Source organism: Glycomyces sp. NPDC046736, assembly GCF_040645615.1.
Lineage (GTDB): Bacteria > Actinomycetota > Actinomycetes > Mycobacteriales > Micromonosporaceae > Glycomyces.
Genome location: NZ_JBEYYO010000025.1, coordinates 26,715 through 45,754, shown reverse-complemented (window position 1 = coordinate 45,754; position 19,040 = coordinate 26,715). Strand labels below are relative to the sequence as shown.

18 protein-coding genes are annotated in these 19,040 nt (G+C 71.9%); 9 read left to right on the top strand and 9 right to left on the bottom strand.

From position 1 onward, the window contains the following. Positions 1 to 110: 110 nt before the first annotated feature. Positions 111 to 1,343, bottom strand: a complete 1,233-nt coding sequence (locus tag AB0B28_RS20835; protein WP_360123975.1) for an MFS transporter — start codon at positions 1,341 to 1,343, stop codon at positions 111 to 113. Positions 1,344 to 1,453: 110 nt separating this feature from the next. Next, the gene (locus AB0B28_RS20830) at positions 1,454 to 1,957 is read right to left on the bottom strand and encodes a hypothetical protein (RefSeq protein ID WP_360123972.1); all 504 of its coding nucleotides are present in this window, start codon (positions 1,955 to 1,957) and stop codon (positions 1,454 to 1,456) included. Between the two features lie 167 nt (positions 1,958 to 2,124). Here AB0B28_RS20830 and AB0B28_RS20825 point away from each other — a divergent pair, with 167 nt between their 5' ends. Further along, positions 2,125 to 2,385, top strand: a complete 261-nt coding sequence (locus tag AB0B28_RS20825; RefSeq protein ID WP_360123969.1) for a hypothetical protein — start codon at positions 2,125 to 2,127, stop codon at positions 2,383 to 2,385. Positions 2,386 to 2,421: 36 nt separating this feature from the next. Here AB0B28_RS20825 and ubiG read toward each other — a convergent pair whose 3' ends face one another. After that, positions 2,422 to 3,132, bottom strand: coding sequence for a bifunctional 2-polyprenyl-6-hydroxyphenol methylase/3-demethylubiquinol 3-O-methyltransferase UbiG (gene ubiG / locus AB0B28_RS20820; RefSeq protein ID WP_360123966.1), 711 nt, complete (start codon positions 3,130 to 3,132; stop codon positions 2,422 to 2,424). A gap of 26 nt (positions 3,133 to 3,158) precedes the next feature. On the opposite strand from ubiG, the gene AB0B28_RS20815 reads away from it, so the two are divergent. From AB0B28_RS20815 to AB0B28_RS20800, 4 genes are all read left to right on the top strand, one after another. Further along, positions 3,159 to 3,992 carry a UbiA family prenyltransferase gene (locus AB0B28_RS20815; RefSeq protein WP_360123963.1) on the top strand — a complete coding sequence of 278 codons (834 nt, stop codon included), beginning with the start codon at positions 3,159 to 3,161 and terminating at the stop codon, positions 3,990 to 3,992. A gap of 73 nt (positions 3,993 to 4,065) precedes the next feature. Beyond that, entirely contained in the window at positions 4,066 to 5,259 is a 1,194-nt protein-coding gene (locus AB0B28_RS20810; protein WP_360123960.1) for an acyl-CoA dehydrogenase family protein, read from the top strand. Further along, the gene (locus AB0B28_RS20805; protein ID WP_360123957.1) at positions 5,256 to 6,326 is read left to right on the top strand and encodes a type III polyketide synthase; all 1,071 of its coding nucleotides are present in this window, start codon (positions 5,256 to 5,258) and stop codon (positions 6,324 to 6,326) included. Before AB0B28_RS20810 ends, AB0B28_RS20805 begins: the two co-directional genes overlap by 4 nt. Positions 6,327 to 6,489: 163 nt before the next feature. Then, positions 6,490 to 7,662 carry a Cmx/CmrA family chloramphenicol efflux MFS transporter gene (locus tag AB0B28_RS20800; RefSeq protein WP_360123954.1) on the top strand — a complete coding sequence of 391 codons (1,173 nt, stop codon included), beginning with the start codon at positions 6,490 to 6,492 and terminating at the stop codon, positions 7,660 to 7,662. On the opposite strand, the gene AB0B28_RS20795 is transcribed toward AB0B28_RS20800, so the two are convergent. Together AB0B28_RS20795 and AB0B28_RS20790 are read right to left on the bottom strand one after the other, a co-directional pair. After that, positions 7,565 to 8,935 (bottom strand): threonine/serine exporter family protein, encoded by a 1,371-nt coding sequence (locus AB0B28_RS20795; protein ID WP_360123951.1) that lies wholly within the window; start codon positions 8,933 to 8,935, stop codon positions 7,565 to 7,567. The two genes, AB0B28_RS20800 and AB0B28_RS20795, sit on opposite strands and share 98 nt — an antisense overlap. 262 nt (positions 8,936 to 9,197) lie before the next feature. After that, complete coding sequence (locus tag AB0B28_RS20790) at positions 9,198 to 9,764, bottom strand: helix-turn-helix domain-containing protein (RefSeq protein ID WP_360123948.1); 567 nt, start codon at positions 9,762 to 9,764, stop codon at positions 9,198 to 9,200. Positions 9,765 to 9,938: 174 nt separating this feature from the next. Between AB0B28_RS20790 and AB0B28_RS20785 the strand changes: the two genes are divergently transcribed. Beyond that, positions 9,939 to 11,426, top strand: coding sequence for an MDR family MFS transporter (locus tag AB0B28_RS20785; RefSeq protein ID WP_360123945.1), 1,488 nt, complete (start codon positions 9,939 to 9,941; stop codon positions 11,424 to 11,426). 50 nt (positions 11,427 to 11,476) lie between these two features. Here AB0B28_RS20785 and AB0B28_RS20780 read toward each other — a convergent pair whose 3' ends face one another. Together AB0B28_RS20780 and AB0B28_RS20775 are read right to left on the bottom strand one after the other, a co-directional pair. After that, positions 11,477 to 11,926 (bottom strand): hypothetical protein, encoded by a 450-nt coding sequence (locus tag AB0B28_RS20780; protein ID WP_360123942.1) that lies wholly within the window; start codon positions 11,924 to 11,926, stop codon positions 11,477 to 11,479. A 48-nt stretch (positions 11,927 to 11,974) separates the two neighbouring features. Beyond that, positions 11,975 to 12,940 (bottom strand): GlxA family transcriptional regulator, encoded by a 966-nt coding sequence (locus AB0B28_RS20775; protein WP_360123939.1) that lies wholly within the window; start codon positions 12,938 to 12,940, stop codon positions 11,975 to 11,977. Positions 12,941 to 13,073: 133 nt separating this feature from the next. On the opposite strand from AB0B28_RS20775, the gene AB0B28_RS20770 reads away from it, so the two are divergent. Continuing rightward, on the top strand, positions 13,074 to 13,646 hold the full coding sequence (locus tag AB0B28_RS20770) for a hypothetical protein (protein ID WP_360123936.1): 573 nt from the start codon (positions 13,074 to 13,076) through the stop codon (positions 13,644 to 13,646). Positions 13,647 to 13,680: 34 nt separating this feature from the next. On the opposite strand, the gene AB0B28_RS20765 is transcribed toward AB0B28_RS20770, so the two are convergent. Then, a complete protein-coding gene (locus AB0B28_RS20765; protein ID WP_360124020.1) occupies positions 13,681 to 16,182 on the bottom strand; it encodes a polynucleotide kinase-phosphatase in 2,502 nt (833 codons plus the stop codon). Between the two features lie 31 nt (positions 16,183 to 16,213). Then, positions 16,214 to 17,587: a 3' terminal RNA ribose 2'-O-methyltransferase Hen1 gene (locus AB0B28_RS20760; protein ID WP_360123933.1), complete on the bottom strand. Its 1,374-nt coding sequence runs from the start codon at positions 17,585 to 17,587 to the stop codon at positions 16,214 to 16,216. A 187-nt stretch (positions 17,588 to 17,774) separates the two neighbouring features. On the opposite strand from AB0B28_RS20760, the gene AB0B28_RS20755 reads away from it, so the two are divergent. Both AB0B28_RS20755 and AB0B28_RS20750 read left to right on the top strand, forming a co-directional pair. Then, complete coding sequence (locus AB0B28_RS20755) at positions 17,775 to 18,383, top strand: hypothetical protein (RefSeq protein ID WP_360123930.1); 609 nt, start codon at positions 17,775 to 17,777, stop codon at positions 18,381 to 18,383. 90 nt (positions 18,384 to 18,473) lie between these two features. Continuing rightward, complete coding sequence (locus tag AB0B28_RS20750) at positions 18,474 to 18,932, top strand: VOC family protein (RefSeq protein ID WP_360123927.1); 459 nt, start codon at positions 18,474 to 18,476, stop codon at positions 18,930 to 18,932. Positions 18,933 to 19,040: the final 108 nt, after the last annotated feature.

Below are 19,040 nucleotides of genomic sequence, written 5' to 3'. Positions count from 1 at the left end.
GCCGAGCCGAGCCGAGCCGAGCCGAGCCGAGCCGAGCCGAGCCGAGCCGAGCCGAGCCGAGCCGAGCCGAGCCGAGCCGAGCCGAGCCGAGCCGAGCCGAGCTCGGCTCGTTACTCGGCTGGAGTCTCGATGTGCTTCGGCTTCTTCGCCGCGGGGGAGCACAGGAGCGCGATCGCCACCAGGGCGAGCACCACGTAGAAGGCGTTGCGCAATCCGACTTCCTCGCCCAGGACGCCGATCAGGGGCGGGCCGACCAGGAAGGCCATGTAGCCGATCGTGGCCACGGCCGCGACGTTCGCCGTCGCCTTCGCCGGGTCGTCCGCCGCGGCCGACATGCCGACCGGGAAGCCGAGCGATGCGCCCACACCCCACAGGACCGTCCCCGTGATCGCGACCGGAGCGGTCGGGCCGAGGATCACCATCAGCAGGCCCGCGAACGCGAGCACCGCCGAACCGGCCAGCACCGGGACCCGACCGAACCGGTCGAGCAGGAACCCGCCGCACAGGCGCCCGGCCGTCATCGCGGTCACGAACACCGCGAACACCGCCGCGCCGCCCGGGTTCGACAGGCCGTAGCCGTCGACCATCGCCAGCCCCAGCCAGTCGTTGGCCGTGCCCTCGGTGAACGCCATGCCGAGGATGATCAGCCCGATGAGCAGCACCCGCGGATCGGCCCACGGCGCCAGCCGGGTGCGCCAGCCCGCGGCGACCACGGTGCCCTCCGCGACCGGCTCCTCGGCCGGCTGAAGGAACCGGGCCGCGTACAGCCCGCCTGCCAGCGTTACCGCGCCGACCACGCTGAGGTGCAGCCCCACCGGCACGGCGAGCTTCTCGGTCAACGCGCCGGTCCCGGCCCCGAGCATCGTGCCGAGGCTGAACGCGGCGTGGAACAGCGGCATCAGCGTCTTCGCGATCCGCCGCTCGTTCGCCGCGCCCGAAAGGTTCATCGCGACGTCGAGCACCGAGTTGCCCGCGCCGAGCACCATCAACGCCGCGAACAGCAGCCAGTACAGCGGCGCGACGGCCGCGATGACGCCCACCGCGATCAGTCCGAACGCCGCGGCCGAGAGGAACCAGCGGATCGCCTGCGTCGCGCCGATCCGCGAGATCACATGGCTCGAAGCCAGCAGCCCGAGGATCGCGCCGATCGACATCCCCACGATCAGCACGCCCATCTCGCGGGTCGAAGCCCCGAGCAGGTCGCGGATGTTCGGGATGCGAGCGGCCCAGTTGGCGAACACGAAGCCGGAGAGCGCGAACACGACGAGCACGGCATTGCGCCAGCGCGCCAGCACGGGGTCGAGGCGCGAAGGGGCGGGCTCGCGCAGGGCGGAGTGGGTCACGGTGGTCCAATCGAACGGAGGCAGGTGGTGCCCGTGCCGATCCGGGCCCACACCAGCTTGCCCCCGCCCCGGCCGTTCGACAAACGGTTTCGACGCGATGTGAGGTCCGTCTAGGGAACGGCGCGGATGATCTCGGTTCCGTCGATTCGGCAGTGCTTCGGGTCGGTGCGGCCCGTCGTCGAGTGGAGGCGCATGCCGTTCTCGCGCCACCAGTGAAAGACCGCGATGCCGACGACCGGGAGGCTCGCCAGGAACGCCAGCAGCGTGATCACGCCCGGGGCCTCGGAGAGGAGCAGCGGTTTGCCGATCTCGTCGGTGATGAGGCCGAGCGCGACGGTCGCCGCCGTGACCGTGAAGCCGACAGCTGCTGTGGTCAGGAGGCGGCGGCGGGTGCGGCGCTGGCGTTCGAGGCTGTCGAGGCGCAGCACGAGTTCCTCGCCGCATTCGTGGCATTCGAGGTCGATCAGGTCGCTGCCAGCGGCCGGGCGTTCCAGGAAATGCGCGAAGGTCCGGTAGTGCTCGGTGTGGCCCCACCAGAAGAAGCCCCACACGCGTTCCGACTGGTCGGTGAGGTGCCCGATCGTGACGATCGGCTGCGCTTCGAGCTTCCTCATGCGGTCTCCTCGGGGTGCCTGCGCGCCGCCCATCGTACCGCCGGGCGTCCATACGCCTGCTTTCCGAGGTTCGGTCACGAATGCTCGAATGAGCCACGACCTGCGGCGGCGATGGTAGAGATGGTCTCGAAGGGGTATCCCGTATCGAACGGACTCAGGAGGACGCCATGATCGGTTTCATCGTCGCCGGACTCGTCATCGGGGCGCTCGCGCGGCTCATCAAACCCGGCAAGCAGAACCTCGGCTGGATCGCCACGCTCCTGCTCGGGCTCGTCGGCTCGGTCATCGGCGGGACGATCGCGAACCTGCTCGGGACCGGCAGCATCTGGGAGCTGAACATCATCGGGTTCATCGTGGCCGTGGTCGCCGCGGTGCTCCTCATCGGCGTCGCCGAAAGCATGTCGTCGAAGCGCAAGTCCCGGGCCTGAACGCAGGGCGGCATCCCGAGCGGATGCCGCCCGCTCTCACTCCCGCTTGCGCCCCCAGGCTTGGAACAGCACCGCCGTGGACCGCACCGGCACCATCCGCACGTAGTTCCGCTTCTTGAACGCCCAAGCCGCGAAGTCGCCCATCGACGGCCTGATCCCTTTGAGCTGCAATGGCACTCCGTGCTGCGCGGCCGTTTCGACGAGGGTCTTGCGGTCGACCAGGAGTTCCGGGTCGTGGACGCCTCGTGTCGCCCATTTGGGGATCCGTTCGGCCACATGGATGGCGAGCACGCGGCACAGCGCGGTGGCCGCCAGGGTGTCGATCACGAGCAGCCCGCCCGGCTTGAGCAGCCTGCACGCCTCGGCGACGGCTCCGGGCGGGTCCGTCACGTGTTCGAGGATCTCCCCGGCCACCACCACGTCCGCGCAAGCGTCGGGCAGCGGCACCGCAGTCACGTCGGCGAGGACACTGTGGACGCCGTGGTCGGCGGCCTGCCGCAATGCGCTCGGGGACCGGTCCACTCCGATGTGGGTGTACCCGCGGTCGGCGATGTGCGGGGCGAGCAGGCCTGCGCCGCAGCCGAGGTCGACCAGGACCGCACCCGGATGCGAGGCTTCGGGGATGAGTTCGGCTCGGGCGACCGCGAGCCAGTGCAGCATCGCGAACTCGCCGCGCGGCTCCCACCAGCGGTGCGCCAGGCGTTCGAACAGCGCCGGATCGCCCGGCCTCGCGCGCTCCCCAGTCATCCCGCCAGCGTGGCACACTGAGGCGCATGCAGTCGACCGTGCATGCGAGCAAGGCGCTTCTCCAAGCGTCGCATCCGCTTCCGGCGCTCGCGGTCACCCTCGTCACCGCCGGACTTGCCCTCACCGCAGGTCGATCGGCGCCTGGGACGTTCGCGATCGCGGCGGCAGTGTTCTGCGGTCAGCTCTCCGTGGGTTGGCTCAACGACCTGCTCGACGCCTCGCGGGACGCGCAGGCCGGGCGCACCGACAAGCCGCTCGCCGCCGGGAGTCTCGCCCCCTCTGCGGTGCGGATCGCGTTCTGGGTCAGTGCGATCGCGGCCGTGCTGCTCACGTCGCTTTCCGGGCTCGCCTCGACCGCCGTGCATTTCGTCGCACTGCTTTCAGCCTGGGCCTACAATCTCCGGCTCAAGTCCACAGTGGCATCGGTGCTGCCGTTCGCGCTGTCGTTCGGGCTGCTTCCGGCGATCGTGTCGCTCGGCGGTGACGGCCCTTGGCCCCCTTGGTGGCTCATGGCCGCCGCCGCGTGCCTCGGCAGCGGCGCGCACTTCGTGAACACCCTGCCCGACTTCGCCGACGACGCCGCGACCGGCGTCCGGGGTCTGCCGCACCGTTTGGGCCCCAAGGCGACTCCGTACGCGGCCGCGATTCTGGTCCTGGCCGCCTCCGTGCTCCTCGCGTTCGCCCCGCCCGGGCCCGCGGCAGCGCTCGGCCTCATCGCCGTGCCCGTCGCGGCCGCCGTTCTCGCGGCCGGGCTCGCGCTCGGGCGCCGTCCCAGGTCGCGGGCCGCGTTCCGGGCCGTGATGCTCGTGGCCCTTGTCGATGTCGCGCTGCTCCTCCATACTGGGGTCGCCGTAGGTTGAGTCACCGGTCCGCCACGCACCCTTGGCGACACGGCCGATCGGCTCACCAGCCACGACCGAGGAGTGAGCGCTCATGCCGACCACGACCGGAAGCGAAGGCGACCCCGGAAAGGCCCTCGACCGAGCCCGGGAACTCGTGCCCAGACTGGCCGAACGGGCCGGAGCGCACGACGTCCAAGGCCGCTTCCCGGCCGCCGACTTCGCCGACCTCCGCGACGCCGGACTCCTCGGCCTCATGGTCCCCGCCCGCCTCGGCGGCACCGGCGCGACCTTCAGCGAATACGCCGCCGTCGCAAGGGAACTGGGACGCGGCGCCGGATCGACCGCGTTGATCTTCAACATGCACGCCTCCGTGACCGGCGCGCTCGCCCAGACCCCCGAAGCGCTCGTCCGCCAGCTCGGCGCACCCGAGAGCACCTTCGAAGCCCGCGACAAAGCCCTTGCGGCGGCGGCGAACGGCGCACTGTACGCGGTCGCGATGAGCGAGCGCGGCGGCGGCTCGCGCCTCTCGCGCACCACCACCGCCTACCGGCGCTCCGGCGAGGGCTACCGCATCACCGGCAGCAAGGCCTTCGTGTCCGGCGCGGGCCACGCCGACGCCTACCTCGTGACGGCCCGCGACGCCGAATCCGAAGACCCGCAGGTCTCCCACTTCCTTGTCCCCGCCGGAGCAGGCATCCGCGTCGAGGAGACCTGGGACTCGCTCGGTATGCGCGCCACCGGAAGCCACGACGTCCACTTCGATCTCGACGTGGGCCCCGACGCGCTCCTCGGCGGCATCGAAGGGCTCGCGCTCATCCTCGCCGAAGCCATGCCGCAATGGCTGGTCGCCTCCTACGCGGCCGTGTACACCGGAGTCGCCCGCGCAGCGGTGGACGCCGCCGCCGACCACGTGCGCTCCCGCGGCCTCGACGGCCTCGCCTCCATCCGCGCCCGCATGGGCCGCGCCGACAACGCCGTGGCCGCAGCCGAACTCGTCGTCGCCGAAGCCGCCGCCCGCATCGACGCGAGCCCCGGCCAGACCGAGACCAACCGCTGGGTCTGGCGCGCGAAGCTCACCGCGGGCGACACCGCGTTCCAAGTCGCGTCCTCGCTCCTCGAAGCGGCCGGGACCGGCGCGTCCCGCCGCGGGCACCCGCTGGAGCGCCTCTACCGCGACGCCCGTTGCGGCGCTTTGCAACCGGCGACCTCGGACGTGTGCGCCGACTGGCTCGGCGCGGCCGCCCTCGGCGCCGACCCCGACCGCGCCGCGGTGCCGCGGTGGTGAGCGCCCGCATCGCCGGACTCGGCACCGCCCTGCCGCCACTGTACACACAGGAGCGACTGTGGGACGAGACGTTCCGGAGGCACTTCGGCGGCGGCAAGGTCGCCCAGCGGCTCTTCGCCAACGCGGGCGTGACCTGCCGCCACTCCGTCACCGAACCCCGCGAGTTCCCCGACGTGGCCGACTGGTCCACCGAGCAGCGCATGCGCCGCTACGCCGAACGCGCCCCGGAACTGGGCCTGCGCGCCGTCCGCGACGCCCTCGCCGCCGCGGGCACCGGACCCGAGGAGATCGGCCTCCTCGCCGTCGCCACCTGCACCGGTTACGGCACCCCCGGCACCGACATCGACCTGGCCGGCGCCCTCCCGCTGCGACCCGACGCCCGGCGACTCCTCATCGGCCACATGGGCTGCCACGCGGCGCTGCCCGCGCTCGGCGCGGTCAGCGACTACGTCGCCGCGAACGGCAGACCCGCCGTGCTCCTGTGCGTCGAGCTGCCATCGCTCCACATTCAACCGTCCACAAGCGACATCGACCAGGCGGTCGTCCACGCATTGTTCAGCGACGCCGCCGCCGCGCTCACCGTGCTCCCGGGCGAGGGCCCGGGCCTGCGCGTGGTCGACGTCGCCGCCCGCACCGACACCGTCCGGCGCGAGCACATGACCTGGCGCATGACCGACCTCGGATTCCGCATGGGCCTCTCGCCCGAAGTCCCCGACGCACTCCACGAACACGTGGGCCCGCTGGTCAAGGACCTCCTCGCCCGGCACGGCCTCGACGTGCCCGACGTCCGAAGCTGGGCCGTCCACCCCGGCGGCCCCCGCGTGCTCGACGCCGTCCAGGACGGCCTCGGCATCACCGCCAGTGCGCTCGACGCCTCCCGCGCGGTCCTCGACGAGCACGGCAACTGCTCCTCGGCCACCGTGCTCCTGGTCCTCCGCGACCTCCTGCAACAAGACCTGCCGCCCGGCCCGGTCGTGGCCATCGCGTTCGGCCCCGGCCTGACCCTCTACGCGGCCCTGCTCGACCACCGGCCCGAAAACCCGTCGCACCCGCCCCGCACCGGGTGATAGCTTGCCTCCCATGTCCAGCCCCGAAGCGTCCAGACGGGGGCTGCCGGCCCGCCGGTAGCCTTCCGCCGCACCCGAACCCGCGCAAGCGGGATCTACTGGTGCGCCCGAAAGGCCGGCGGCCACGCGCCTCCCGTCCTTTCGACTCTTCGGAGCAATCACCATGCCAGTCCTGCTGTACCTGCTCGCCGTCGCCGTGTTCGCCCAAGGCTGCTCGGAGTTCATGCTCGCCGGGCTCCTGCCCGCCGTCGCCGACGACCTCGACGTGAGCCTCGCCCGCGCGGGCCTGCTCACCTCCGCGTTCGCCGCCGGCATGGCGGCCGGGGCCCCGGTCATGGCCGCGCTCGCGCGCCGCTGGCCCCCGCACACCGCGCTCGCCGGGTTCCTCGTCCTGTTCATCGCCGCCCATGCGGTCGGCGCGCTCACCGACGACTTCGGGGTCCTGCTCGCCACCCGCGCGCTCGCCGCCGCCGCGAACGCCGGATTCCTCGCCGTCACACTCGCCACCATCGCCGCCCTGGTCCCGGCCGACTCCCGGGCCCGCGCCCTGTCGATCGTCCTGGGCGGCACCACACTCGCACTCGTCGCCGGCGTGCCCGGCGGCGCGCTCCTCGGCGGCGCCCTCGGCTGGCGAGCCGCCCTGTGGGCCGTCGCGATCGCTTCGCTCCCCGCACTGTTGGCCGTGCTCGCCGCGGCCCCCGGCCGGGCCGGAGCCGCCGCACCACTCGCGCTCAGAGCCGAACTGCGCGTCCTCGCCGAACCGTCGCTCATCGCCTCGACGGCACTGGCGGTCCTGGTCAACGCGGCCACCTTCGGCGCGTTCACCTACACCGCCCCGCTGGTGACGGACGCGGCCGGACTCGCGAACGGGGCCGTGCCGATCGCTCTAGCGCTGTTCGGCGTCGGCGCGTTCCTCGGCGTCTGGTCGGCCGGGCGCGTCGCCGACCGCCACTGGCGGACGCTCCTGGCCGCGGGACTGCCACTGCTGCTGCTCGGCTGGGTCGTCTTCGCGGTGCTCGCCGCCGCGCCAGCGGCCCTGTTCGCGTTCATGTTCGTGCAGGGCGCGCTCTCGTTCGCGGTGGGCGGCACCCTCATCGGCAGGGTCATGGCCAGCGCGTCGGACGCACCGACGATGGGCGGTTCGTTCGCCACGGCCGCGCTCAACGTCGGGGCCATGCTCGGCCCGGTGCTCGCGGGACTCGGTCACACCGCCGCGGGTCCGGCGGGTCCGCTGTGGGTCAGCTCGGCTCTGGTGTGCGCGGCGGCGGTTCTGGGTGCGCTGCGGGCTCGGGGGGTATCGCCCTGGCCGGGGAGAGCGCGTCGTTCGCCTGCGTGAACCCGGAGCCGACCAGGATGCCGAGCGCGATCGCGACGACGGTGAGCAGCGCCGTCACCAGGTCGGTGATGCCGGTGGCGGCTTCGGTGGAGCCCGTGATCAGTTCGGACACGCCGGTGAGGCCGAGGACCCCGGGCACGATGAGCCAGAACGCGGGCAGGAACGTCACCTGCGCGGGCGGTCCGGACGGGCGCGACTGGGCCAGGTACGACAGCGGCGTGAGCGCGAGCCCGGCCAGGAACGCCCCGAGCAGCGCCGAGCCCATCGCCTCGCCCGCGTTGAGCGCGATCCACACCCCGTAGAGCACCACCAGGACCCAGCCGAGCGTGCGCGTGGGCGCGTGCTGGTTGATCGCGTACCCGACGCCGACGATCGCCACGCCCACCCAAGCCGACCACGCGCCGAGCGTCGACGACGTGCTGTCGACATAGGTCACGTCCACGAGCTCGGTGCCCACGAGGATGCCGAACGCCAGCAGGAACAGCAGGTTGAACGCGTACATCAGCCGCGCGGCCCCGGCGACCATCGAGCCGGTCGAGAGCTCGATCGCGCCGATCGTCAGCGCCGCCCCCGGCAGGAAGATGATGAGCGAGGGGATGAGCAGCCGCACCGGGTCGCCGCCAGTCAGCGAGTCGGGCAGGCTGAACGCGATCACCGTCGAGACCGCTCCGGCGACGACCGGCAGCGCCAGCGACAGCACCCCGAAGCGGGTCGCGAGCATCTGGAGGACTCCGTTGACCGCGCCGAGGATCGCGTACCCGGCGAGGGCCTCCCACGGCGGGTTCCGAGTCAGGCCCAGCCCGATCGCCAGGAGCATCGCCCCGACCGCGACCGTCCACAGTCCGTGCCGGGGCCGCTCCTTGAGGATCACTTCGAGCCTCCTGCGGCCCTCGGCCGGGGCCATGCGCGTCTCGGCGACCTCCCCGATGAGCCGATACAGCGCGTCGATCTGATAGAGCCGCAACGGATCTGACGGGGTGGCCGCGAAGTCGGTGCGCAGCGTCCCGTCGGGGTCGGCGATGCGCACGAAGACCCCGGTGGGGAAGATGAAGAAGTCCACGCCCGGCGCGTTGTACGCCTCGGCGAGCGACCTGAGGGTTGCCACGATCCGCCCGGTGGCCGCACCCGAGCCGCTGAGCGCCACGCCGAGGTCGCGCAGGAACCGGATGAGCTCCCACGACGGCGGCGGCTGGCCCTTCGGCCCGGGCGGTTCGAGGTGGTCGAGGCGCTGCTTGGCGAGGCGGTCGGCCCACCGCTGGAAACGCCCGCCCATGCCTCTCACCGTCCCTTGGGGAGCGATCTCGGCTCGCCCCCGGCACCGGTCTGCAATCTACCGAGGGACGGAGCCGCGCGGGCCGGTTCGCGGCGGTGCGGGGTCGTGCTGGATGGAGAAGCGTTGCGGTCGCCGGTGGCGTCGAGCGGTGCGGCCGTCAGGCTCGGTCGAGGGACGCGGCGTCGAACGCGGCGGCAAGGCTGTGCCTTGGTGACACGGCGACGGTCAGGGGACGGCGTCGATCGCGTCGAGCGTCGCGGCGTCAGGTCGGCATCGAGGCCGGGCGCAGCGCCGACATGGCGCGGTCGAGGCTCACGTCGAACACCTCGGGGTCGCCGGTCGCGTGGAGTGTGGCGGCGTGGAGGCACGCGCACGCGCCGCCGACCATCGCGCGCACCACGACCGGGTCGGGCTCGCGGCCGGTGCGGCGGGTCGCGCGTTCGAGGATCGCCTCGGTGAGCGTCCGCTGAAGGCGCTCCAGGTGGCACAGGTACGCGGCCAGGAGCCGGGGGCTGCGGTCGATGATCTGCTGCACGGCCTTGTCGTGGGCCCGGAGCTCGGGGTCGGCGAACCGCTCGGCGACCGGGTCGAACGTCCGGCGCAGCGACTCCCACGCGCACTCGTCGATCGGGCGGGAGGCCAGACGCTCGGCGAGCGTCACGCGCAGGCGCTCGACCGAGTCGAACACCACGTCGTCCTTGGAGGAGAAGTAGCGGAAGAAGCTGCGCTGCGACATGCCCACAGCCGCGGCGATCTCGTCGACCGTGGTCTCCTCGAAACCCTTGTCGGCGAACAGCGACTCGGCGGTCCGTGCGATCCGAGACTGCACGGCCCGACGTGACACTTCTCGCAGACTCCCACCGGCGGCCATGATTGGATGGTAGCAACTGCAATGATTGTCAGTCACTGACACTTCCGGTGCACCCGCGCCGCCCCCGGCATCCCCGGGCCCGACGGCGCGGCCCCGTCGGCACCGGACAGGCACTCCGTCCTAAGGATCCCCATGACCGTTGACCAGCGACCGGCAGACACCCCAGAGGTGGCCGCCGAACCCCCCGAGACCGGGATCCCGCGCCAGATCAAGCTCGTCCTCGGCGTGCTGCTCGTGGCCGCGTTCGTCATGATCCTCAACGAGACGGTGATGGGCGTCGCCCTGCCGCGCCTGATGGACGAGTTCGGGCTCAGCGCCGCCACCGTCCAATGGCTCACCACCGGGTTCATGCTCACGATGGCCGTGGTCATCCCCATGACCGGTCTCATCCTCCAGCGCTTCACCACCCGTGCGGTGTTCATCGCCTCGATCGGGCTGTTCACCGCCGGGACGCTGCTCGCCGCGGCCGCCCCGGTGTTCGCCGTGCTCGTGATCGCCCGCGTCGTCCAGGCCTCCGGCACCGCGCTCATGATCCCGCTCCTGATGACCACCGTCATGACCTACGTCCCGGCCGACCGCCGCGGACGCACCATCGGCCTCATCACGATCGTCATGGCCGTCGCCCCCGCGATCGGCCCGACCTTCTCGGGATTCATCCTCGCCCACTTCGAGTGGCGCTTCATGTTCATCGCGGTCCTGCCGATCGCGGTGCTCGGCCTCATCCTCGGCGCCCTGCTGATCAAGAACCTCGCCGAGCCTCGCGCGGTCAAGTTCGACCCGCTCTCGGCGCTGCTCTCCGCGGTCGCGTTCGGCGGGCTCATCTACGGCCTCAGCAGCATCGGCGAGTCCGCCGGGGGCGGGCACCCGCCCGTGCCGCCGTACGCCGCGATCGCCGCGGGCGTGGTCGCGCTGGGCCTGTTCGTGCTGCGCCAGCTGCGCCTCCAGCGCACCGACTCGGCCCTGATGGACCTGCGGGCCTTCCAGAGCCGCTCGTTCACCGTCGGCATCATCATGCTGCTGGTCTCGATGGCGTCCCTGTTCGGATCGCTCATCATCCTGCCCATGTACCTCCAGGGCGTGCTGCACCTGACGACACTGGAGACCGGGCTCATCGTCCTGCCCGGCGGCCTCGCCATGGGGCTCACCGGCCCGATCGTCGGCCGCCTCTACGACCGCTTCGGCCCCCGGCCGCTGGTCATCCCGGGCGCGATCGGCCTCGCCGGCGCCCTCGGGCTCCTGACGCTGCTCGACCAGTCCAGCGAGATCTGGTTCGTGGTGGTCGCCCACGTGCTCCTCAGCCTCGGCCTGAGCACGCTCATGACCCCGCTCATGACCTCCTCGCTCGGCGCGCTGCGCCCCGAGCTCTACTCGCACGGCAGCGCGATCCTGAGCACGCTCCAGCAGGTCGCGGGCGCGGCCGGCACCGCCGTCTTCATCACCTTGATGACCACCGGCCAAGCCGCCGCGATCGCCGACGGCGCCACCGAGACGGCCGCCCAGGCCCAAGGCATCCACGAGGCCTTCATCTGGGGCACCGGCATGGCCCTCGTGGCCGTCGCGGCGTCCTTCCTGGTCAAGAAACCCGACGACGCGGCCCCCGTGGTCGCCGCGGCCCACTAGCGACGCGACGCCCGCCGGCCCCGAGCTTCGGGACCGGCGGGCGCTGTGCGTCAAGACGCCGGTTCATCTTCAGGGTCCCTCTCGCGCCGGTAGTCGCGCCAGAACGAGACGAACATCCACCCCAACGCGGCCAGGCCGAGCGCTTTGAAAAGCGTCACGGCCGCGAGACCCGTCGGAGCCGGGCGGAACAGCTCCACCGCCCCGGTCAAGGTCCCGATCCGCACCTCGGTCTCCTCACCGACCGACAGCCCTTCTCCACCCGAGAACTTCTCAGTCCGAAGCCGCCCCTCGTCGTCGGTGAACTCCACGGTCACCGTCCGGTTGCCGCCACCTCTCGTGCTCGACTCATAGCCCTTGTCCACCACCACCGCAGGCACCGGCTCGGAGGCGTAGAACGTCTCGAAGTCCAACGCGATCGACGAACCGCACCACAAGGTCAACCCGCCCAGCAGGTACACCAGGAACAAGGTCGAACCCGAACCGGCCCTTCGTGAGAACACCCGACCAACTCCTCAATCCGCGACAGCGCCATTGAAGCCCACGCGTGCTCACGCCGCCGTCGAGGCCAGGGCTCGGTACTGGGACGGGGCGGTGCCGTACTCGCGGGTGAAGGCCTGGCGGAGCGACTCGGGGGAGGAAAAGCCGCAGCGGGCCGCGATGCGGGCGATCGGAAGATCCGTGGTCGACAGGAGCTGCGCGGCGGCCGTGAGGCGGGTGCGGCGCACGTAGCGGCCCGGAGTCTGGTGGAGATGGGCCTGGAACAGGCGGGTCAGATGGCGAGGGCTGACGCGGGCGAGGCGGGCCAGCGCCGCCGTCGACAGATCGGCGTCGAGCCCCGCCGCGACATGGTCGGTCACCTTGCGGACCAGGTTGTGGTCGGTCGCCGGCGCCGCGGTGAACATGCTCATCTGCGCCTGGTTCCCCGGCCGGTGCAAGTACGTCACCATCGCCCGCGAGACCCAGCGCGCCATGTCCGGACCGAAATCCGCCTCGATGAACGAGAGCGACAGATCCAGCGCGCTGGTCACCCCCGCCGCGGTGTAGACCTCGCCGTCCCGCACATAGATCGGCCGCGCGTCCACCGTCACCTGCGGATACTCACTCGCCAACTGCGCGGCGAAATGCCAGTGGGTCGTCGCGCGCCGCCCGTCGAGCAGGCCCGCCGCCGCCAGGACGCTCGCCCCGGTGCACAGCGACGCCACCCGCTCGCTCTCGCGCGCCAACCGCCGCACATGCCCCACGAACCGCTCGTCCGCGGCCGCGCGGAGATGCCCCAGACCCCCGGAGACCACGAGCGTCCCGATCGGGCCCTTCACCCGCTCCAACGTCTCCTGCCCGCCCAGCACCAGACCCGTGGAGCACGTGATCGGGCGCCCGCCCGGGGTCGCCAGCGCGATCTGGTAGCCCTTCGCGGGGTCGATCACGCGCACCGCGTCGAGGGTGGTGGTGACGCAGGCGATGTCGAGGAGTTCGGCGTCGTCGTAGCCGACGACCAGTACGCGATGCGGGTCCATCCTCTCAGGGTAGGTCTGAAAGACCAGGATGCCAAGATTTCGGACCTGCCCCGGCGCACTGCTTGTTGCGCGTTGCGGCCCAGAGGAGGGTGGAGAGGTCGGATACCCCCAGTAGGTATATGAGGAGCAGATCATGTCCACCACCACCCCTGACACCGCCCGCCCGCTCGACACCGTGCTGCGGCGCTGGCCCTCGGTCGCCGGGGTCGCGTTCGCGACGTTCGTGGCCTGGGGCCTGGCCTCCGGCGGGGATCTCGCGCCGGTGCTCACCGCCTCGGCGTTCGTCTATCTCGGCGCTGCCGCCGTGGGTCGCCGCGGCGCTGCCTGGCCGCTGTTCTTCGTCACGTTCGTGGTGATCGGCGTCGCCTCGTTCACGACCTATGAGGACAGTGCCGTGTGGATACTCGTGGCGCTCGGGGCCGTCCTGCTGGTCTTCGGGCTCCAGCGCGGCGAGGGCCGCCCGTTCGCGGGCCTGCCGTTGCAGGGTCTCGCGGCGCTCGCCTTCTGCGGGGCCGCCGCCGCGGCGCTGCTGGTCGGCGGCGACCTCGCGGCCTACCTGGTGGCGGCGGGCCTTTTGGCCCATGCGGCCTGGGACGTCTACCACCACCGGGTCGAGCGGGTCGTCTCGCGTTCGCTGGCCGAGTTCTGCGTCGTGCTCGACACGATCCTGGCGGTCGTGATCGTGGTCGTCACGCTGCGAGGCTGAGACCGGGGCGGCCCCGCGAGGGGCCGCCCCCGATTCACAGGCGCGGGTCGACCGGCTCGGACTCCAGTGCCAGGATCGCGAACACGAACTGGTGGACCTTCCACAGTGGCGCGTCGGCGGCCACGAGGTCGAGCGCTTCGAGCCCGAGCGCGTACTCGCGCAGCGCCTGGGACCGCTTGTGCGTCAACCGCCGCTGCCGCAGCCGGTCGAGGTTGACCGGGTCGGTGTAGTCGGCGCCGTAGATGATCCGCAGGTACTCCCGGCCGCGGACCTTCAGGCCCGGTTGGAGCCTGGGCCGCTCGTCGAGGATCGGCTTGACCACCATGCCCTCGCCGCCGTCGGCGCACAGCTCGGTCCACCACCGGACGGCCTCGGCCTCCTCGTCGGTCCCAAGGGTCACGAACCGCCGCCGCGTCCCCAACAGGGTCCCGGTCGCGTCGGCCGCCACCAGAGCGTCGATCTCCTCCAAGTGCCGGTCGTGCCGGTGGTCGGCCCGGTTGGCGCCCTCGGTGGCGAGGATCTGGAACGGCGCGAGCCGCACCCCGTCGAGTCCCTCCGTGGGCCAGCAGTACTGCTGGTAGACCTTCGCGAACGCCTCGACATTGGACGTTCGTGACGCGGTGCGCGCAGCGAAGTCCGCCACGTCGATGCCCCTGGCCGCCACCGCGTCCAGGACCGCCGAAGCGGCCGGGAGCGCGGCGAGGCCCGCGGCGGCCACCGACGCGAACTGGTCCTCGACCAGCTTCATCGCCTTGGCCGACCAGGGGAGCAGCTCGCAGTCGAGCAGCGCCCAGTCGGTGTCCAGGCGCTCCCACAGGCCCGAGCCCTCCGCGGCGGCGGCCACCCGGGCGAGCAGTTCACCGGTCAGGGCAGGGTCCTCGAAGAACGCGCGGCCGGTGCGGGTGAGTACGGCTCCCCAAGGGGCCGTGGTGATCGAGAACCGCTTCTCGGCGACCTCCGGGGTGCGGCACACCAGCACGACCGCGCGCGAACCCATGTGCTTCTCCTCGCACACGACCCGCTCGGCCTTGCCTCGGTACTGCTCGAACGCCTGCGCCGGATGCTCCAGGTAGCCCTCCACATCGGAGGCGTCGACCGGAGCCATCGTGGGCGGCAAGTACAGCACCCGCTTCGGGTCGTCGGCGAAGCGGCTCATGACCTCCAAAGCAGCGGCGCCGTTCTCGGCCCGCACCTTCACCGTGCCGGCGAGCGCCGTGGTCAGGTAGCGGTCGCCCGAGACGTCGTCGAGGTCGAGCATGGTCGCCTCGCGCTCGCTCGGCGCGGTGAGCGGGCGCACCGGCTCGTACCACTCCCGCTCGGCGTCGACTGCCACGAGTTCCCTTTCGGGGTACCGCAGTGCGGTCAACTGGCCGCCGAAGCAGCAGCCGGTGTCGAGGCAGATCGTGTTGTTGATCCACTCAGGACGCAGCACCGGGGTGTGGCCGTAGACCACCGCGGCCTCGCCGCGGTAGTCCTCGGCCCAGGGCAGGCGCACCGGCAGGCCGTACTCGTCGGTCTCGCCGGTGGTGTCGCCGTAGAGCGCGAAGGACCGCACCTTGCCCGAGGCTCGGCCGTGGTACTCCTCCTTGAGCCCGGCGTGGGCGACCACGAGCCGCCCGCCGTCGAGCTGGTAGTGGCTCCGCAGACCGTCCATGAACGACACGGCCTTGTCCCGGAACTCCTCGTCGGCCGCGCCGAGCTGCTCCAGGGACTCCGCGAGGCCGTGCGCCACTTTGACTTTGCGGCCGTGCAAGGCCCGCACGAGCTTCTGCTCGTGGTTGCCGCACACGCTCAGCGCGTTCCCGGCCTCGACCATGCCCATGACCAGGCGCAGCACGCCCGGAGTGTCGGGGCCGCGGTCGACCAGGTCGCCCACGAACACCGCCTTGCGGCCCTCGGGGTGCGCGGCGCCGGTCGCGCGGCCCTCGCCGTCGCGCTCGATCGCCCAGCCGAGCTCGCCGAGCAGCGACTCGAGCTCGGCGCGGCAGCCGTGGACGTCGCCGATGATGTCGAACGGGCCGGTCTCCTCCCGCAGGTCCGTCCAGCCCTTCTCGGTCACGATGCGCGCGTTCGCGATCGCCTCCGCTCCGGTGAGCCGGTGGACGCGCCGGAACCCTTCCCTGCCCAGCCCCTTGAGACTCCGCTTGAGATCCTTGTACTGGCGGCGGATCACCGAGTCGCTGAAGTCGCGGTCGGGGCGGGTCCGGTTGCGCTCGGTCGCGATCGCGGGCTCGACGTCGAGCACGATCGCGTCGACGAGCACGTGGTGCGACTTGGCGAGCCGCACCAGCTCGGCTCGGGCGCGCAGCTGCACGTTCGTCGCGTCCACGACCGTGAGCAGGCCGCGGCGCAGCCGCACCCCCACGATGTGGTGGAGCAGCGCGAACGCCTCCCCGGTGGCGGTCTGGTCGTTCTCGTCGTCGGAGACCAGTCCCCGGCAGTAGTCCGAGGAGATCACCTGCGTGGGCCCGAAGTGCTCGGCGGCGAACGTGGACTTTCCGGAGCCGGACACGCCTACCAGGAGCACGAGAGACATCGCGGGGACGCCTATCACCGTCTCGGTCGCATCAGTCACGGTCGAACACTCCCATCTGGGTCGGGGTTCCGGCTTCGGGGTCGATCGCGCCGATCCCCTCGACGCGCACCCGGTAGCCGTACCGGGCGGCGGTCGCCTCGGCCCACTCGGTGAAGCGGGCCCGGTCCCACTCGAACCGGTGGTCGGCGTGGCGCATCTGGTGGGCCTTCATGCCGTAGGCGGCGTTGTACTCGGCGTTCGGGGTAGTGACGACCACGATGCGCGAACGGGCCTCGCCGAACACGACCCGCTCCATCGCGGGCAGCCGCCCGAGGTCGAGATGCTCGATCACCTCCATGAGCACCGCCGCGTCGTGCCCGGCGAACCGCTTGTCGCGGTACACGACCGAGCCCTGGACGAGCCGCAGCCGCTTCGCCTGCCGCTCGGACATCCGGTCAAGGCGCAGATGCCGCTCGGCCTGCTCCAGCGCCCGGGACGAGACGTCCACGCCGGTCACACGCGTGAACTGCGCGTCCTTCAGCAACTCGGCGACGAGCTTGCCCGAACCGCAGCCGAGGTCGAGCACCGATGCCGCCCCGGCCTCGCGCAGCGCGCCGAGCACGGACGCGATCCGGATGCGGTGCAACGGCAAAGCCCGCTCGGTCTCGGCCTCGGCCGCCTCCTCGTCCACATGCGACTCAGTCTCGGCGCCGTCGAGCAGCCGCTCAAGTGCCGCACGCTCGTACGACTTGCGGTGCGCCAGATACCGACGCGTGATCAACCCGCGCCTGGGGTGCGCGGCGAGCCAGTCGCCGCCCGAGCGCACGAGCTTGTCGACCTCGCCGATGTCGACCCAGTAGTGCTTCGCGTCGTCGAGCACCGGCAGCAGCACGTACAACTGGCTCAGCGCGTCCGAGAGCCGCAGCTCGCCGCGCAGGCGCACCCGCACGTGCCGCGAGTCCTTGTCGAAGCCCGGCAACGGCACCGCCTCGGCCTCGACCTCCCACCCCAAGGGCGCGAACAGGTCCCGCACCAGCTGCGGCCCGCCCTTGCACGGCACCGCCGCAAGCGCGACCTCGAGCGGGATCGCGGCCGCGGCCAGTTCGGGCCGCTCGGCGCTGGTCCCGCCACGCGCGGAGTTGAACACCTTGCCGAGCGCCACGGCCAGCAGGGACGAGGCCGCGTACGGCCGGTCGTTCACGTACTGGCTGAGCGAAGCGTCGCCCGAGCCGCGGCCGTGGGCCTTCGCCAGGCGCGCGGGGTCCACTTCAAGCAGCAGCGCCGCGGTGCAGCGCTCCTCGTCGGCCTCGGGGTACATGACCCACGCCGTGCCGAAGGACTGCTCGAACGCCTGCACCCGGTCCGGATGCTTGCGCAGGAGCCGCCCCAGGTCGGTGGCGGGCCTATGCGTAGTGGAGATGGTCATGAGCACCCGGTGATCATGTCACCCGGTCCGCGAGGCCGCGCGCCCATTTCCCGCCGGCATCGATCCGGGTCGCCAGGCTGTGGCTCACCCTCGCGGGGGAGGCGCCTACCCCGCCCGGGGGACGCGTCGCGGACCGGATCGACAGAACATGGGACGGCCGCCGATCCTCGGCGTGCGAGGAGGCCCCGTGAACCCGACCGTCGAAGCCCGCGAACCGATCACGGCAAGCAGCGGCAAGGCCGCCGCGATGATGCTGGGGGCCACGGGCTTCGCCGCCTTCGGCTTCTTCGCGGGTGACGCGGAGGGCACGACCGCCCGCCTGGTCGCGAACGGCGCGGGCATCGCCGCGGTGTCCCTTGTGCTCATCGGCATCCTCGCCTTCCGGTCCCGGCACCGCGCCGAGTCCGGGCGCGGTGGACACTGGGGTCTGGGCCTGCTCGTCGCCGGTCTGATCTGCACGGCCGCAGGCTGTCTGGTGAACGCCGCGGGCCCGATGCTCCCCGAGGACGCCGCAGCCGGATTCGCCTTCGCCGCGATCCCGGCGTGGTCGCTCTCGCACCTGATCTACATCGGAGCGACGGTGCTGGGCATCGCCTGCCTGCGCCGCCGCACCGTGCCGCGTCCGCTTGCCGTCCTGCTCACGGCGAGTCTCCCGCTCCTGATCGTCGGCGTCCTCCTCGGAACGACCCTCTCCGGTGCCGCCTCGCACACCGTCACCTGGATTGCCACCGAAGGCCAGGCCGGAGCGGCGTGGTTCCTCATCGCCACGCGCCTGCGCGCACGCCCCGGAATTTGACCGGAACCGCGCCGCGGGACCGAGGTCGGTGGTTGCCTGGAGCGAAGACCCGGGGCGAGCAGCGCCCCGGCCCGCGAGAGAGGCACCGCCATGACCGAAGTGCGACCCGTCCCCGAGGGCTACCCCCGAGTCACCCCGTACCTGCACGTCGACGGCGCCGCCGACGCCATCGGCTTCTACATCAGCGTGCTCGGGGCGACCGAACGCTCCCGCATGGACGGACCAGACGGCCGCGTCGGGCACGCCGAGCTCGCGATCGGCGACTCGATGATCATGCTCGCCGACGAGTACCCCGAGATGGACGTGCGCGGCCCGCGGCACTTCGGCGGGACGCCCGTGTCGATCCACGTGTACGTGCCCGACGTCGACGCGGTCGTAGCCGCGGCACTGGCCGCAGGGGCCACGCAGCTGCGCGAGGTCACCGACGAGTTCTACGGCGACCGGATCGGGTCCTTCGAGGACCCCTGGGGCCACCGGTGGCACGTCGCCAGCCATGTCGAGGACGTCACGCCCGAGGAGATGGAGCGCCGCGCCGCCGCACGAGGCTGATCCACCGCGGGGCCGCCGGCGGGAGCGTTTGACAAAGTTGGGTGACCCAACTTAGTCTTGCATCGAGGACTTTCGATAGGGCCATGCCCTGTGTCCTTCCGGCAGCAC

Coding starts and splice junctions, on each gene's coding strand:
- AB0B28_RS20830 (WP_360123972.1), bottom strand. CDS start 1,957: ATGAGGAAGCTCGAAGCGCAGCCGATCGTCACGATCGGGCACCTCACC.
- AB0B28_RS20825 (WP_360123969.1), top strand. CDS start 2,125: ATGATCGGTTTCATCGTCGCCGGACTCGTCATCGGGGCGCTCGCGCGG.
- ubiG (WP_360123966.1), bottom strand. CDS start 3,132: ATGACTGGGGAGCGCGCGAGGCCGGGCGATCCGGCGCTGTTCGAACGC.
- AB0B28_RS20815 (WP_360123963.1), top strand. CDS start 3,159: ATGCAGTCGACCGTGCATGCGAGCAAGGCGCTTCTCCAAGCGTCGCAT.
- AB0B28_RS20810 (WP_360123960.1), top strand. CDS start 4,066: ATGCCGACCACGACCGGAAGCGAAGGCGACCCCGGAAAGGCCCTCGAC.
- AB0B28_RS20800 (WP_360123954.1), top strand. CDS start 6,490: ATGCCAGTCCTGCTGTACCTGCTCGCCGTCGCCGTGTTCGCCCAAGGC.
- AB0B28_RS20795 (WP_360123951.1), bottom strand. CDS start 8,935: ATGGGCGGGCGTTTCCAGCGGTGGGCCGACCGCCTCGCCAAGCAGCGC.
- AB0B28_RS20785 (WP_360123945.1), top strand. CDS start 9,939: ATGACCGTTGACCAGCGACCGGCAGACACCCCAGAGGTGGCCGCCGAA.
- AB0B28_RS20775 (WP_360123939.1), bottom strand. CDS start 12,940: ATGGACCCGCATCGCGTACTGGTCGTCGGCTACGACGACGCCGAACTC.
- AB0B28_RS20770 (WP_360123936.1), top strand. CDS start 13,074: ATGTCCACCACCACCCCTGACACCGCCCGCCCGCTCGACACCGTGCTG.
- AB0B28_RS20765 (WP_360124020.1), bottom strand. CDS start 16,182: ATGTCTCTCGTGCTCCTGGTAGGCGTGTCCGGCTCCGGAAAGTCCACG.
- AB0B28_RS20760 (WP_360123933.1), bottom strand. CDS start 17,587: ATGACCATCTCCACTACGCATAGGCCCGCCACCGACCTGGGGCGGCTC.
- AB0B28_RS20750 (WP_360123927.1), top strand. CDS start 18,474: ATGACCGAAGTGCGACCCGTCCCCGAGGGCTACCCCCGAGTCACCCCG.